12 protein-coding genes and 1 other annotated feature are annotated in these 13,557 nt (G+C 68.2%); of the genes, 8 read left to right on the forward strand and 4 right to left on the reverse strand.

Going from position 1 to position 13,557, the window contains the following annotated elements:
- Window positions 1-14 precede the first annotated feature (14 nt).
- Window positions 15-614 carry a bifunctional diaminohydroxyphosphoribosylaminopyrimidine deaminase/5-amino-6-(5-phosphoribosylamino)uracil reductase RibD gene (locus ACT6QK_RS08480; protein WP_444597402.1) on the reverse strand — a complete coding sequence of 200 codons (600 nt, stop codon included), beginning with the start codon at window positions 612-614 and terminating at the stop codon, window positions 15-17.
- A gap of 26 nt (window positions 615-640) precedes the next feature.
- Window positions 641-1,354 carry a 2,3-diphosphoglycerate-dependent phosphoglycerate mutase gene (gpmA, locus tag ACT6QK_RS08485; RefSeq protein WP_444597392.1) on the reverse strand — a complete coding sequence of 238 codons (714 nt, stop codon included), beginning with the start codon at window positions 1,352-1,354 and terminating at the stop codon, window positions 641-643.
- Window positions 1,355-1,585: 231 nt separating this feature from the next.
- Here gpmA and ACT6QK_RS08490 point away from each other — a divergent pair, with 231 nt between their 5' ends.
- Both ACT6QK_RS08490 and ACT6QK_RS08495 read left to right on the forward strand, forming a co-directional pair.
- Window positions 1,586-3,085 (forward strand): phosphomannomutase/phosphoglucomutase, encoded by a 1,500-nt coding sequence (locus tag ACT6QK_RS08490; protein ID WP_444597393.1) that lies wholly within the window; start codon window positions 1,586-1,588, stop codon window positions 3,083-3,085.
- Between the two features lie 168 nt (window positions 3,086-3,253).
- Window positions 3,254-4,558: an FAD/NAD(P)-binding protein gene (locus ACT6QK_RS08495; protein ID WP_444597394.1), complete on the forward strand. Its 1,305-nt coding sequence runs from the start codon at window positions 3,254-3,256 to the stop codon at window positions 4,556-4,558.
- On the opposite strand, the gene ACT6QK_RS08500 is transcribed toward ACT6QK_RS08495, so the two are convergent.
- The gene (locus tag ACT6QK_RS08500) at window positions 4,555-4,719 is read right to left on the reverse strand and encodes a hypothetical protein (protein ID WP_444597395.1); all 165 of its coding nucleotides are present in this window, start codon (window positions 4,717-4,719) and stop codon (window positions 4,555-4,557) included. The two genes, ACT6QK_RS08495 and ACT6QK_RS08500, sit on opposite strands and share 4 nt — an antisense overlap.
- A 78-nt stretch (window positions 4,720-4,797) precedes the next feature.
- Here ACT6QK_RS08500 and ACT6QK_RS08505 point away from each other — a divergent pair, with 78 nt between their 5' ends.
- Window positions 4,798-5,361: a peptidase S14 gene (locus tag ACT6QK_RS08505; protein WP_444597396.1), complete on the forward strand. Its 564-nt coding sequence runs from the start codon at window positions 4,798-4,800 to the stop codon at window positions 5,359-5,361.
- A 3-nt stretch (window positions 5,362-5,364) separates the two neighbouring features.
- Here ACT6QK_RS08505 and glmM read toward each other — a convergent pair whose 3' ends face one another.
- The gene (gene glmM / locus ACT6QK_RS08510) at window positions 5,365-6,714 is read right to left on the reverse strand and encodes a phosphoglucosamine mutase (protein WP_444597397.1); all 1,350 of its coding nucleotides are present in this window, start codon (window positions 6,712-6,714) and stop codon (window positions 5,365-5,367) included.
- A 257-nt stretch (window positions 6,715-6,971) separates the two neighbouring features.
- Between glmM and glmS the strand changes: the two genes are divergently transcribed.
- From glmS to ACT6QK_RS08535, 5 genes are all read left to right on the forward strand, one after another.
- Window positions 6,972-8,789, forward strand: a complete 1,818-nt coding sequence (gene glmS, locus ACT6QK_RS08515) for a glutamine--fructose-6-phosphate transaminase (isomerizing) (protein ID WP_444597398.1) — start codon at window positions 6,972-6,974, stop codon at window positions 8,787-8,789.
- A gap of 84 nt (window positions 8,790-8,873) precedes the next feature.
- On the forward strand, window positions 8,874-9,755 hold the full coding sequence (gene galU / locus ACT6QK_RS08520; protein ID WP_444597399.1) for a UTP--glucose-1-phosphate uridylyltransferase GalU: 882 nt from the start codon (window positions 8,874-8,876) through the stop codon (window positions 9,753-9,755).
- A gap of 102 nt (window positions 9,756-9,857) precedes the next feature.
- Window positions 9,858-10,820 carry a zinc metalloprotease HtpX gene (gene htpX, locus ACT6QK_RS08525; RefSeq protein WP_444597403.1) on the forward strand — a complete coding sequence of 321 codons (963 nt, stop codon included), beginning with the start codon at window positions 9,858-9,860 and terminating at the stop codon, window positions 10,818-10,820.
- Window positions 10,821-10,876: 56 nt separating this feature from the next.
- Window positions 10,877-10,940: a sequence feature (sul1 is cis-regulatory element that is thought to sense ions involved in sulfur or methionine metabolism; They are found in Alphaproteobacteria), on the forward strand.
- Between the two features lie 35 nt (window positions 10,941-10,975).
- On the forward strand, window positions 10,976-12,460 hold the full coding sequence (locus tag ACT6QK_RS08530) for a SulP family inorganic anion transporter (RefSeq protein ID WP_444597400.1): 1,485 nt from the start codon (window positions 10,976-10,978) through the stop codon (window positions 12,458-12,460).
- 92 nt (window positions 12,461-12,552) lie between these two features.
- A partial coding sequence (locus ACT6QK_RS08535; protein WP_444597401.1) for an argininosuccinate synthase occupies window positions 12,553-13,557 on the forward strand: 1,005 nt, incomplete at its 3' end.

The raw sequence follows: 13,557 nt of genomic DNA on the forward strand, positions 1-13,557 counted from the left end.
TTGCCGTGCGCGATTCAGGCGGTCAGCAAGCCCTGGGCGTCGAGGGCCTCGGCCAGCTCGCCGGGTCCGGTCCACAGCCGGGTGTAGCCGGCCTCGCCCAGACGGGTCAGCTCGGTGACCAGATCGGCGCGCGGCGAGGCGGCGAACCGACCGTCGAAACCCTTGCCGTCCTCGCTGATGCGCACCATGGGCCGCCCGGTCTCAAGACGATGCAGGAAGCCTTCGCACAGCACCCGCGCCGCCTCGCCCATCAAGCCGGTTTCGACAATCAATCCGGCCTGACGCAGCCGCTCCGTGCCACGCCCCGAGGCGAAGGGCGAGGGGTCCAGACAGGCGATCACCACCCGCGCCACCCCGGCCGAAACCAGGAAGTGGGCGCAGGAGGCGCGTCCCGACGACCGGGCGCCGCAGGGCTCCAGCGTGACATAGGCCGTCGCGCCCTCGACCTCCGGCCCGGCGGCGGGCACGGCCTGCTCCTCGGCATGGGGTCGCCCCCCCGGCGCGGTCACGGCCTCCGACAGGACCTCGCCGTCCTTGACGATGACGCAGCCCACGGCCGGGTTGGGCCAGGTCTCGCCCATCCGGTCCAGCGCCAGGTCGATGGCCCGGCGCATGAAGACGGCGTCGTCGACGGTCTCGCTCACGCGATCGGCGGCAGCGCTTCCGCTCGCCCCTCGTCCAGATAGCGGGCGGCCGTGGGCTTGAGGTCGGCGTCCAGGTCGATCTCCAGCGGATTTCCGGTCGGGATCTCGACCCCGACGATCCTGTCGTCCGGCACGGCGAACAGATGTTTGACGATGGCCCGCAGGGAGTTGCCGTGGGCCGCGATCAGCACGTCCTCTCCGGCCTTCAGGCGCGGGGCGATGGCCTCGTTCCAGTAGGGCAGGACGCGGTCCAGCGTGGTCTTCAGGCTCTCGGTGTCCGGGATGTCCTGGCCGGCGTAGCGGGCGTCGCCGTGGAAATCCCATTCCGAACCCCGCTCCAGCGGCGGCGGCGGGATGTCATAGCTGCGGCGCCAGACCTTGACCTGGTCCTCGCCGTGAACCCGCGCCGTCTCGGCCTTGTCCAGCCCGGTCAGGCCGCCGTAGTGGCGCTCGTTCAGCCGCCAGTCCTCGACCACCGGCACGTCGTTCAGCGCCGCAGACTGCAGGGCCAGGGCCCCGGTCCGCTTCGCCCGGGTCAGGACCGAGGTGAACATGACCGCCGGCTTGAAGCCTGCCGCCGCGATCAGCTCGCCGCCGCGCCGCGCCTGGGCCTCGCCCTCCGCGGTCAGGTCGACGTCGACCCAGCCGGTGAAGCGGTTTTCCAGGTTCCACTGGCTCTGGCCGTGGCGCAGCAGGATCAGGCGGGGCATGGGGAGGTCTCCGAAATCAGCCGTCTGGCGTAGGGCGACGGCGTGCGAGGGTCAACCTCGCCCGCGCGCCGCGAGTTGTCCGCGCGGCGGACCGTCGCTATAGGAACGCCATGTCCGATCGGCTGTTCTTCATCCTGGCCGCCGCCGGCGCGAGCGTCATGATCGCCCTCGCCCTGGTCTGGCCCCAACCCCTCTGAAGACCCGGCCCGTCCGAAACCTCTGGAAAATCATATGCTCAAGCCCCGCCAGGATATCGCGCCGAACACGGCCGCGTTCGAGACCACGCCGCTGGTCAAGCCGACGGGCTTCCGCGAGTACGACGCGCGCTGGATCCTGGACAAGGAGATCAACCTGCTGGGCATCCAGGCCCTCGGCCTGGGCCTGGCCACCTATGTCCATGAGATCGGCGTCAAGCCACGCATCGTGGTGGGCCATGACTTCCGCTCCTATTCCCTCAGCGTCAAACAGGCCCTGATCCTGGGCCTCTTGCAGGGCGGGATGGAAGTGCTGGACATCGGCCTGGCTCTGTCGCCCATGGCCTATTTCGGCCAGTTCGCCCTGGAGGCGCCCTGCGTGGCCATGGTCACGGCCAGCCACAACGAGAACGGCTGGACCGGGGTCAAGATGGGCGCCAACCCGCCGGTCACCTTCGGCCCCGACGAGATCGGCCGGTTGAAGGAGATCGTCCTCGGTGGTCTCGGCGTCGAACGCCCCGGCGGGCGGCTGGAACAGGTCGAGGGCTTCCGCGAGGCGTATCTCGCCGAGGTGGTCGGCGACATCAAACTCAGCCGCCCGCTGAAGGTCATCGCCGCCTGCGGCAACGGCACCGCCGGCGCCTTCGCCCCCGACGCCCTGCGCATGATGGGCGCCGAGGTGATCGAGATGGATTGCGAATTGGACTGGAGTTTCCCCAAATACAATCCGAACCCGGAAGATCACGCCATGCTGATGCAGATGGCGGCGCGTCTGAAGGAAACCGGCGCCGACCTGGCCCTGGGCTTCGACGGCGACGGCGACCGCTGCGGCGTGGTGGACGAGACGGGCGAGGAGATCTTCGCGGACAAGATCGGCCTGTTGCTGGCCCGCGACCTGTCGGCCCTGCATCCGAACGCGACCTTCGTCGTCGATGTGAAATCGACCGGCCTCTACAAGACCGATGCAGTGCTCAAGGCCAACGGCGCCGAGACCGTCTACTGGAAGACCGGCCACTCCTACATCAAGCGCAAGACCGCCGAACTGGGCGCCCTGGCCGGGTTCGAGAAGTCGGGCCACTTCTTCCTCGCCGACCCGATCGGCCGGGGCTACGACGACGGTCTGGTCGCCGCCGCCGCCGTGCTGCAGATGATGAACCGCAATCCAGGCAAGACGCTGGGCGAACTAAAGGCCGCCCTGCCCGACGCCTGGACCAGCATGACCATGTCGCCGCACTGCGACGACGAGATCAAATACGACGTGCTGGCGAAGATCGTCGCCGAGTATGAAAAGCTCGGCGCCGAGGGCGGCTCCATCCTGGGCCGCAAGATCGTCGAGGTCATCACGGTCAACGGCGCCCGCGTCCACCTAGAAGACGGCTCATGGGTTCTGGTTCGGGCCTCGTCGAACAAGCCGGAGCTGGTGGTGGTAGTCGAGTCCATGCGGTCTGAGGACGACATGCGCGCCCTGTTCCGCGAGGAGGTCAAACCCCGCCTCGCCGCCCATCCCGAGATCGGCGCCTACAACCAGGAAATCTGATCCTTGCTCTCCTTCTCCCCTCGGGGGAGAAGGTGGCATGCGAAGCATGACGGATGAGGGGGTTGGCGCCGTGATCCTTGCGACGGCCGTCTGCGACCTGTCTCCTCATCTCACAGCCCCCTCATCCGGCCCTGACGGGCCACCGTCTTCCCCAGGGGGAGAAGGATCGTGACCCAACCCATCGTCATCGTCGGCGGCGGCTTCTCCGGCGCCATGCTGGCTGCGCGGCTGGCGGAGTTGAGACAGGCGTCCGTCGTCATCGACCGGACCGGCGACTTCGGCCTGGGCGTCGCCTATTCCACCCCGTTCGGCGGCCATCTGCTGAATGTGCGCTCGGCCCGGATGAGCGCGGTCGAGGGCAGGCCCGGCGACTTCGTGGACTGGCTGGCGGTCCACCGCCGCGAGTTCGCCGACCCCGACGACTTCGCCCCGCGCAAAGTCTATGGCCAGTATGTCCGCGACCGGCTGGCCGCCGTGGAAGCCGCCCATCCGGGCCTGATCGACAAGCGCATCGGCGAGGTCGCCTTCATCGAGACGGACGGGGTCATCTTGTCGGACGGCGCACGTGTCCAGGGCCGCGCCGTGGTTCTGGCGACCGGCAATCCGGCGCCGGCCGCCACGGCGAATGACGCCGGCGGGCGGGTGATCCCGAACCCCTGGGCCTCCGGCGCCCTGGATCGCATCGGGCCCGAAGACGCGGTGCTGATCCTCGGCACGGGCCTGACCATGGTGGATATGATCCAGCTTCTGGTCGCACGCGGTTGGCGCGGCCGGGCCACGGCCCTGTCACGACGCGGCCTCATGCCCCGGGCCCATGGCGACCGGCCGGACGCGCGCGCCGCCCTGCCCCCCGAGGCGCTGGAAGGCTCGGTCTCGACCCGGCTGGCGGCGGCGCGCCGACTGGCCGGGACCGGAAACTGGCGCGAGGTGATGGAGGCCTATCGGCCGATCACCGCCGACCTCTGGGCGGCGACCGATACGCACCGCCGCGCCCGGCTGGTCCGCCATCTCCGGCCTTGGTGGGACGTGCATCGCCACCGCATCGCCGCCCGCATCGGTCGCGCCCTCGACGCCCTCAGGGCCGAGGGCCGCCTGACCGTCGTCGCGGGACGGTTGGGACGGGTCGCCCAGGGCGAAACCGGGGTTCTCGCCCACTGGACGCCCCGAGGCGGCGGATCGGCCGAGCCCCTGTGCGCCGCCTGGCTGATCGACTGCACCGGCCCGGCCCATTCGGCCGCGACCGATCCCCTGACCGCGCCCCTGATCGCTGTGGGCCGCGCCCGGATGGACCCTCTCGGCCTGGGCCTCGACCTCGACGCGACCGGACATGTTCTGTATACGGACGGTTCGCCCGACCCCGCCCTGTTCGTCCTCGGTCCGCCCGCCCGCGCCGCCTTCTGGGAGACCATCGCCGTGCCGGATATCCGCAAGCGGATCGAGGATGTGGCGGCGGCCCTAACGACGCGACCCTAGTCCGCAGCGTCTTCGGGCGTTGGGTGATCGTCCGGAGCGGCGCTGGTGATCTGCCCAACCAGGGTCACGCCCCTCACCGCAAGCGCGCGCGACAGGATTTCCTTGCGTTCGAACTCTCGCTCCGCGTTCAGAATGGCCTTCTTGCGTTCGCTGTCGATCATCGTTGCCGGATATCCCGACATCTCGAAGAACCGCAAGCGTGGCGGGAACCGCCTGTCGCATGGCGCGCTGTTCCGCCCATGTCCGATCTCTCGCCTTCCGATTTCAGCAACCCGGCCGTCGTCCTTGCCGGCGACGTCGACTACGCCATGTACGAGCGGTTTCGCGGTCAGTTGGCCGAGGCCCCGGCCGAGGGCCTGATCGTCATCGCCCTGACGACCCTTGGCGGCGACCCGGAGGTGGCGCGGATGATGGGCGAGGACGTCCGCTTCCGCTCCGAGCAGGAGCCGCAGCGTCGCTACGTCTTTCTCGGCAAGACGGCGGTTTATTCCGCCGGCGCCACCTTCATGAGCTTCTTCGCCCGCGAGAACCGCTATCTGACGCGGGGCACGCGGCTGATGATCCACGAACGCAAGATGGACAAGACGCTGCATGTGGTGGGCCCGCTGACCGCCAGCCTCGCCTCGGTCAAGGCCCTGGTTCACGAGATCGAACAGTCGATCCTGATCCAGAACGAAGGCTTCGAGACCCTGATCGCCGGGTCCTCGGTGACGCTGGACGACCTGCTGCAAAAGGCGCCCTCGAACTGGTATGTCGAGGCGCGCGAGGCGGTCGATCTCGGCCTGGTCCAGGCGGTGCTCTGATCCCTAACCCGCCGCCTTGACCGCCCCGGCCACGTCCTCGACCACCCGCTTGACCAGGGCCGCGTCGTCGCCCTCGGCCATGACACGGATCAGTTTCTCGGTGCCGGAGGGCCGGACCAGCAGGCGGCCGGTCCCCTCCAGTGCGGCTTCGGCCTCGGCCATGGCCGCCTTGACCGCCCCATCCTGCAGCGGTGCGGCGGAGGTGAAGCGGACGTTCTTCAGGAGTTGCGGCACGGGCTCGAACTGGCGGGCGAGTTCGCTCATCGGCTTGCCGGTGTCGACCAGCACGGCCAGCACCTGCAGCGCCGCCATCAGGCCGTCGCCGGTCGTGGCGAAGTCGTGCAGAATCAGGTGGCCTGACTGTTCGCCGCCGATGTTGAAGCCGCCCTCGCGCATCCGCTCCATGACGTAGCGGTCGCCGACCTTCGTTCGCTCCAGCGTCAGCCCCTCGGACTTGAGCCTGCGTTCCAGCCCCAGGTTGGACATGACGGTGGCCACCACCCCGCCGCCGTTCAGCCGGCCGCGCTTGTGGAAGTCCAGACCGATCAGGGCCATCAGCTGGTCGCCGTCCACGACCTTGCCGTGCTCGTCGCAGACGATCAGCCGGTCCGCATCCCCGTCCAGAGCGATGCCGATGTCGGCCCGGTAGCGTTTCACCGCCGCCGACAGGGTCTCGGGATGGGTCGAGCCGCAGTCAGCGTTGATGTTCGTGCCATTCGGCTCGACGCCGACGGGAAAGACCTCCGCGCCCAGCTCATACAGGGTCGTCGGGGCGACCTTGTATCCGGCGCCGTTGGCGCAATCGATGGCGACCCGCAGCCCCTTGAGGCTCAGACGTTTGGGGAAGGCCTGTTTGGCGATTTCGATATAGCGCGGCGGGGCGTCGTCGATCCGCTTGACCCGGCCCAGACGGTTGGACGGCGCCAGCCCCTCGTCGAGGTCGGCGTCCATCATGGCCTCGATCTTCAGCTCCAGCTCGTCGGACAGTTTGTAGCCGTCCGGTCCGAACAGCTTGATGCCGTTGTCGGCATAGTCGTTGTGGCTGGCCGAGATCATGACGCCCAGATCGGCGCGCATCGACCGGGTCATCATCGCCACGCCCGGCGTCGGCAGGGGGCCGAAGGTGCGCACGTCCATGCCCACCGAGGCGAAGCCCGCCACCAGGGCCGGTTCGATCATGTAGCCGCTCAGGCGCGTGTCCTTGCCGATCACCACCAGATGGCGCCGGTCGTCGCCCGTGTTGAACAGCCGCCCGGCCGCCAGACCGACGCGCAGGGCCACCTCGGCCGTCATCGGATGGGCGTTGGCCCGGCCACGAATGCCGTCCGTGCCGAAATATTTGCGCTCGCCCATGTGCGGTCCTCCGCCGAAATCATCCGAAACCCCTTTTTAGGTGTCGGTGTCTTAAGGTCGTCCTAGAGCAGACTAACAAAGCCGTCATCCTCGGGCTTGACCCGAGGATCGGACGTGCGGGGTTCCCGATCGCGGGATCAACGCATGGACGCGAACGCGCCGATCTCGTCAGAACCGGCCTCTGATCCTCGGGTCAAGCCCAAGGATGACGGGTGCGGTGGCGGACGAAGCGGACAGACCTGAACCGGAGTTCTTCCATGTGCGGCATCATCGGCATCGTCGGCGTGAAACCTGTCGCGGAGCGTCTGGTCGAGAGCCTGAAACGGCTGGAGTACCGGGGCTATGACTCGGCCGGCATCGCCGCCCGCGTGCCCGGCGGCCTGGACCGCCGTCGCGCCCCCGGCAAGCTGCGCGAGCTGGAAAGGGTGCTGGAGGCCGATCCTCTGGTCGCCACCGTCGGCATCGGCCACACCCGCTGGGCCACCCACGGGGCCCCGACCGAGCGCAACGCCCATCCCCATATCGCCGGGCGGGTGGCCGTGGTCCACAACGGCATCATCGAGAACTTCGCCGAGCTGAAGGCCGAGCTGATCGCCGCCGGTCGCGTCTTCTCCTCCGACACGGATTCCGAGGTCGTGGCTCATCTGCTGGATTCCGAACTGGCCACGGGACTGCCCCCGCTGGAGGCCTTCCGCGCGACCCTCGACCGGCTCTCGGGCGCCTTCGCCCTGTGTATCCTGGTGGACGGCCCCGAAGAGATCATCCTGGCCGCCCGCAACGGCCCGCCCCTGGCCGTGGGTTATGGCGAGGGCGAGATGTTCATCGGCTCGGACGGTCTGGCGCTCGGCCCCTTCACCAACCGCGTCGCCTATCTTCAGGACGGCGACCATGTGATCGCCAACCATGCGGGGGCGCAGGTGTTCGACGTCTCGGGCGCCGAGGTGAAACGCCCGATCACCATCGTCCCGGCCTCCGCCGTCCTGATGGAGAAGGGTAATTATCGCCACTTCATGGAAAAGGAGATCCACGACCAGCCCGAGGGGTGCCAGCGCACCATCGCGGCCTATGTGGACACCCTGACCGACCGCACGACGGTTCAGGGCGTGGACTTCGCCGCCATCGACCGCATCCAGATCGTCGCCTGCGGCACCTCCTGGATCGCCGGGATGATCGGCCGCTACCTGATCGAACAGCTGGCCGACCTGCCGGTGGACGTCGAGATCGCCTCGGAGTTCCGCTATCGCAGCCCGGCCCTGCGTCCCAACGCCCTGGCCATCGCCATGTCCCAGTCGGGCGAGACGGCCGACACCCTGGCCGCCTTCCGCCACTGCGCCGAGGCCGGGATGAAAACCGCCGCCGTGGTAAACGCCACGGAATCCACCATCGCCCGCGAGGCCGACGTGGTCTGGCCGATCCATTGCGGCCCGGAGATCGGCGTGGCCTCGACCAAGGCCTTCACCGCCCAGGTCTCGGTCATGATCGCCCTGGCCGTCGCCGCCGCCCGGGCGCGCGGCAGGATCGACGAGGCGGAGGAAAAGCGTCTGGTCCGCGTCCTCTTGGAAGCGCCCCGCCTGATCGCCGAGGCCATCGGTCTGGAGGATGCGCTCAAGGACATCGCCGCCGAGATCGCCAAGGCCAAGGACGTCCTCTACCTCGGTCGCGGCCCGATGTCGGCCCTAGCGCTTGAAGGCGCACTGAAGCTGAAGGAGATCAGCTATATCCACGCTGAGGGATACGCCGCCGGGGAGCTGAAGCACGGCCCGATCGCCCTGGTGGACGAGGCCACCCCCATTATCATCCTGGCCCCGTTCGACGCCTGGTTCGAGAAGTCGGCCTCGAACATGAGCGAGGTCATGGCGCGCGGCGGTCAGGTGGTCTTCATCACCGACCCGGAGGGCGCCAAGCATGCCCCCGAGGGCGCCAAGGTGGTGGTCACCGCCCCGGCCTCGGACCCGCTGGTCTCGACCCTGGTCATGTCGGCGCCGATCCAGTTGTTGGCCTATCACGTCGCCGTGTTGAAGGGCGCCGACGTCGACCAGCCGCGCAACCTCGCCAAGTCCGTCACCGTCGAATAGGGCGAACCCGACGTCGGAAACGGCGTTTGGAGGCGGACCCGAACGCGCCTAGAACGGCCCGACAAGAAAAGCCCAGGACGAAGAATGCCGAACTCCCCCGCCCGCCTCCGCAAGGCCGTCCTGCCCGTCGCCGGTCTGGGCACGCGCGTCCTGCCGGGCACCAAGACCACGCCCAAGGAACTGCTGAACGTCGTCGACCGGCCGATCCTGTCCTACATCGTGGAGGAGGCCCGCGAGGCCGGGATCGAGCATATCGTCTTCGTCACCGGCCGCTCCAAGGCGGCGATCGAGGACTATTTCGACCACCAGATCGAGCTGGAGGCCCAGCTTGAGGCCAAGGGCAAGCTGGACATCCTCGCCACGATGAACGCCGAACTGGCGCGTCCCGGAGAGATGAGCTTCACCCGCCAGATGCAGCCCAAGGGGCTGGGCCACGCCGTCTGGTGCGCTCGCGACATCATCGGCCATGAACCCTTCGCCGTCCTGCTGCCCGACGTGATCGTCGATTCGCAGCCGGGCGCCCTGAAGCAACTGGTCGAGATCTATGAGGCGACCGGCGGCAATATCATCGGCGTCGAGGCGGTCCCCGAGAGCGAGACCCACAAGTACGGCGTGGTCGATCCTGTGGGCGAGAGAAACGGTCGCCAGATCTCGATGAAGGGCATGGTCGAGAAGCCCGCCCAGGGCACGGCCCCGTCCAACCTCGCCATCTCGGGCCGCTACATCCTGCAGCCCGAAATCTTCGACCTTCTGGCGACCCAGGAGCGGGGCGCCGGCAACGAGATCCAGCTGACCGACGCCATGGCCCGGCTGATGGCCGATCAGGACTTCACCGCCGTCGAATACGCCGGCGTGACCCACGACTGCGGCGACAAGATCGGCCTGCTGCGCGCCAACGTCGCCCTGGCCCTCAAACGCCCGGACCTGGGCGAAGCGGCGCGGGCGGCGATTTCGGCCCTGATGTAGGGCCGCGCCAACCCGCCGCAGGGCGCGGGACTTGAGGCCGCCGCACGGCCTCCACATCTTTCGGTTCGGACCCATTTTCGGGTCGGATCGCGACGGATGACCGTGAACAGTCTGAAGACCTTTACCCTGCTGGCCGCCCTGACCGCCCTGTTCGGCGGCATCGGCTATCTGATCGGCGGCGCCGGCGGCATGATGATCGCCCTGCTGCTGGCGGGCGGCATGAACCTGTTCAGCTACTGGAACGCCGACAAGCTGGTGCTGAAGATGTACCGGGCCCAGCTGGTGGACGAGACCCATCCCGACCCGCGCGTGCGCGCCTATGTCGTCGATACGTTCGACATGGCTCAGCGCGCCGGGATGCCCCGTCCGCGCGTGGCCATCATTCCGGGAGACCAGCCCAACGCCTTCGCCACCGGCCGCAATCCCGAGACGGGCGTGGTCTGCGCCACCGAGGGCCTGCTCGGCATGCTGAACCGCGAGGAGGTGCGCGGAGTGATGGCGCACGAACTGGCCCACATCAAGAACCGCGACACCCTGACCATGACGGTCACGGCCACCATCGCCGGCGCCATCGCCGCCTTGGCCAATTTCGCGATGTTCTTCGGCGGTTCGCGGGATGAAGAGGAGGGCGGCGGCGGTCTGGGCCTGATCGGGTCGCTGGCCCTGATGATCCTCGCCCCCATGGCCGCCGGTCTGGTGCAGATGGCCATCAGCCGCGCCCGCGAATACGAGGCCGACCGGACCGGCGCCGAGATCGCCGGCGATCCGCAATCCCTGGCTTCGGCCCTGCAGAAGATCGACGCCTATGCCCGCGGAGCCCTGAACGTCCCGGCCGAGCGCAATCCGGCCACGGCCCATATGTTTATCATCAATCCGCTGAACGGGCGCGGCGCGGACAACCTGTTCTCGACCCACCCGGCGACGCACAACCGCATCGCCGCCCTGATGAAGTTGCCGGGTGTCCGCGCCCCGTCCCGGCCGGCCGTGCCCTCCACGCCCCGCGCCGTGTCGACCGGCGTGCCGGTGACGGACGCCCCGCCGCGCAATCCGGGCCCCTGGGCCTGACCCTTCGCCGCGCCGCTTGATCTTCGCGGCGCGGCGCCGCATCAGACGGACCTCACCTCGGACCCGCCCCGCCTGTCGGGAGACGGGTGGCTATCCCGGCCGCCGATCCGCCGGGAAACCTGGCCGCGTGGACGGCCCCATCCGTTGAAGTCCCCATGTCCGTTATCGCCTCCGCGCGTCAGCAATGGCTCGCCTCCCCCCGCCGCGACCTGCTGGCGGGGACCGTCGTCGCCCTGGCCCTGATCCCCGAGGCCATCGCCTTTTCCCTGATCGCGGGCGTCGATCCGGCCGTCGGCCTCTACGCCAGCGTCGTCATCGCCGTGACCATCGCCTTCGTCGGCGGCCGTCCCGCCATGATCTCGGCCGCCACGGGGGCCATGGCCCTGCTGATGGTCACCCTCGTGCGCGATCACGGCCTGGAATACCTGTTCGCCGCCTCCATCCTGTGCGGCGTGATCCAGATCGGCATCGGCCTGCTGAAGCTGGGGCGATACATCCGCTTCGTCAGCCGCAGCGTTATGACCGGCTTCGTCAATTCCCTCGCCATCCTGATCTTCCTGGCCCAGATGCCTGAGTTGATCGGCCGGGGATGGGCCACCTACGCTCTGGTCGCCGCAGGACTCGCCATCATCTACGGCCTGCCGCGTCTGACGAAGGCCGTCCCGTCAGCGCTCGTCGCCATCGTCATCATCAGCGCCTTCGTCATGATGACCGGCCTTGACGTTCGCACGGTCGGCGACATGGGTCAGTTGCCGACCACCCTGCCGATGTTCCACATCCCCTCCGTGCCCCTGACCTGGGAGACTCTGGCCATCATCGCCCCGGTGTCCTTCACCCTGGCCTTCGTCGGTCTGCTGGAAAGCCTGCTGACCGCCAACCTGATCGATGATGTCACCGACACGGCCTCGGACAAGGATCGTGAGACGCGCGGACAGGGCATCGCCAACATCCTGACGCCCCTGTTCGGCGGCATGGCCGGCTGCGCCATGATCGGTCAGTCGATGATCAACGTCACCTCCGGCGCGCGGGGTCGACTGTCGACCCTGTGGGCGGGTGTGCTGCTGCTGATCCTGATTCTGGCGCTCAGGGACTGGGTCGCCCGCATCCCGATGGCGGCGCTGGTCGCCGTGATGATCATGGTCTCCATCGGCACCTTCGACTGGAAGTCGGTGCTGAACATCCGCTCGGTCCCGTTCCAGTCCTCCGTCGTCATGATCGCCACCACCGTCACCGTCGTCCTGACCCATGACCTGTCCAAGGGGGTGGTGCTGGGCGTGGTGCTGTCGGCCATCTTCTTCATGCGCAAGGTCGGCAAGACGGTCGTGGTCGAAGAGATCGAGACGCCCGAGGACGGCGTTCTGCGCTACCGGGTGACGGGCAATCTGTTCTTCGCCTCGGCCGACGTCTTCGCCGCCGCCTTCGAGCATCACGGCCATCCGACCCGTGTCGAGATCGATATGACCGGCGCCCACCTCTGGGATCTGACCGGCGTGGCGGCGGTGGACAAGGTCGTCTTCCGCTATCGCCGTCAGGGCGCGGAGGTTCAGGTCATCGGCATGAACGCGGCGGCCCGCACCCTGGTCGATCGCGTCGGCCGGTTCGAGAAACAGCACCTGCCGGAAGGCGCGGGGGCGCATTGAGGCGCGGCGCCTCAATGCGGCCCTTGCATCGCAAGGCCTGAGGCCGTTTAAGCGCGCGCAAACACGTCTGCGCCGTTCCGCGAGGTCTCCCCATGTCCGAAGCCACTCCGAAGCCCGTCAAGAAGGTCGTCCTCGCCTATTCGGGCGGTCTGGACACCTCGATCATCCTCAAGTGGCTGCAGACGGAATACAACGCCGAGGTCGTCACCTTCACCGCCGACCTGGGTCAGGGCGAGGAGCTGGGCCCGGCGCGCGAGAAGGCGTTGAAGCTCGGCATCAAGCCCGAGAACATCTTCATCGACGACCTGCGCGAGGAATTCGTGCGCGACTTCGTCTTCCCGATGTTCCGCGCCAATGCGCAATACGAAGGCGACTACCTGCTGGGCACCTCCATCGCCCGCCCGCTGATCTCCAAGCGTCAGATCGAGATCGCCCGCCAGGTCGGGGCCGACGCCGTCTGTCACGGCGCGACCGGCAAGGGCAATGACCAGGTCCGGTTCGAGATCGGCTATTATGCGCTGGAGCCCGACATCCGCGTCATCGCCCCCTGGCGCGAGTGGGAGTTCCGCAGCCGCGAGGCTCTGCTGGACTTCGCCGAGAAGAACCAGATCCCGATCGCCAAGGACAAGCGCGGCGAGGCGCCCTTCAGCGTCGACGCCAACCTTCTGCACTCCTCCTCCGAGGGCAAGGTGCTGGAAGACCCGGCCGTCGAGGCCCCCGAGTTCGTCCACCAGCGCACCATCTCGCCGGAAGACGCGCCTGACGTCGCCACCGTCATCGAGATCGGTTTCGAGCGCGGGGACGCCGTCTCGATCAACGGCGAGGCCATGAGCCCGGCGACGATCCTGACCGCCCTGAACCAGTATGGCCACGACAACGGCATCGGCCGGCTGGACCTGGTCGAGAACCGCTTCGTCGGCATGAAGTCGCGCGGCGTCTACGAGACCCCCGGCGGCACCATCCTGATCGCGGCCCACCGCGGCATCGAAAGCATCACCCTGGACGGCGGCTCCATGCACCTGAAGGACCAGCTGATGCCGAAATACGCCGAGCTGATCTACAACGGCTTCTGGTTCTCGCCCGAGCGCGAGATGCTG

This window comes from Brevundimonas sp., from assembly GCF_052436175.1.
Classification (GTDB): Bacteria; Pseudomonadota; Alphaproteobacteria; order Caulobacterales; family Caulobacteraceae; genus Brevundimonas.

What these genes read in the sequence shown, in the direction of transcription:
- ACT6QK_RS08480 (WP_444597402.1), bottom strand. Translation starts at nt 614, where the DNA reads ATGCGCCGGGCCATCGACCTGGCGCTGGACCGGATGGGCGAGACCTGG.
- gpmA (WP_444597392.1), bottom strand. Translation starts at nt 1,354, where the DNA reads ATGCCCCGCCTGATCCTGCTGCGCCACGGCCAGAGCCAGTGGAACCTG.
- ACT6QK_RS08490 (WP_444597393.1), top strand. Translation starts at nt 1,586, where the DNA reads ATGCTCAAGCCCCGCCAGGATATCGCGCCGAACACGGCCGCGTTCGAG.
- ACT6QK_RS08500 (WP_444597395.1), bottom strand. Translation starts at nt 4,719, where the DNA reads ATGATCGACAGCGAACGCAAGAAGGCCATTCTGAACGCGGAGCGAGAG.
- ACT6QK_RS08505 (WP_444597396.1), top strand. Translation starts at nt 4,798, where the DNA reads ATGTCCGATCTCTCGCCTTCCGATTTCAGCAACCCGGCCGTCGTCCTT.
- glmM (WP_444597397.1), bottom strand. Translation starts at nt 6,714, where the DNA reads ATGGGCGAGCGCAAATATTTCGGCACGGACGGCATTCGTGGCCGGGCC.
- glmS (WP_444597398.1), top strand. Translation starts at nt 6,972, where the DNA reads ATGTGCGGCATCATCGGCATCGTCGGCGTGAAACCTGTCGCGGAGCGT.
- galU (WP_444597399.1), top strand. Translation starts at nt 8,874, where the DNA reads ATGCCGAACTCCCCCGCCCGCCTCCGCAAGGCCGTCCTGCCCGTCGCC.
- ACT6QK_RS08530 (WP_444597400.1), top strand. Translation starts at nt 10,976, where the DNA reads ATGTCCGTTATCGCCTCCGCGCGTCAGCAATGGCTCGCCTCCCCCCGC.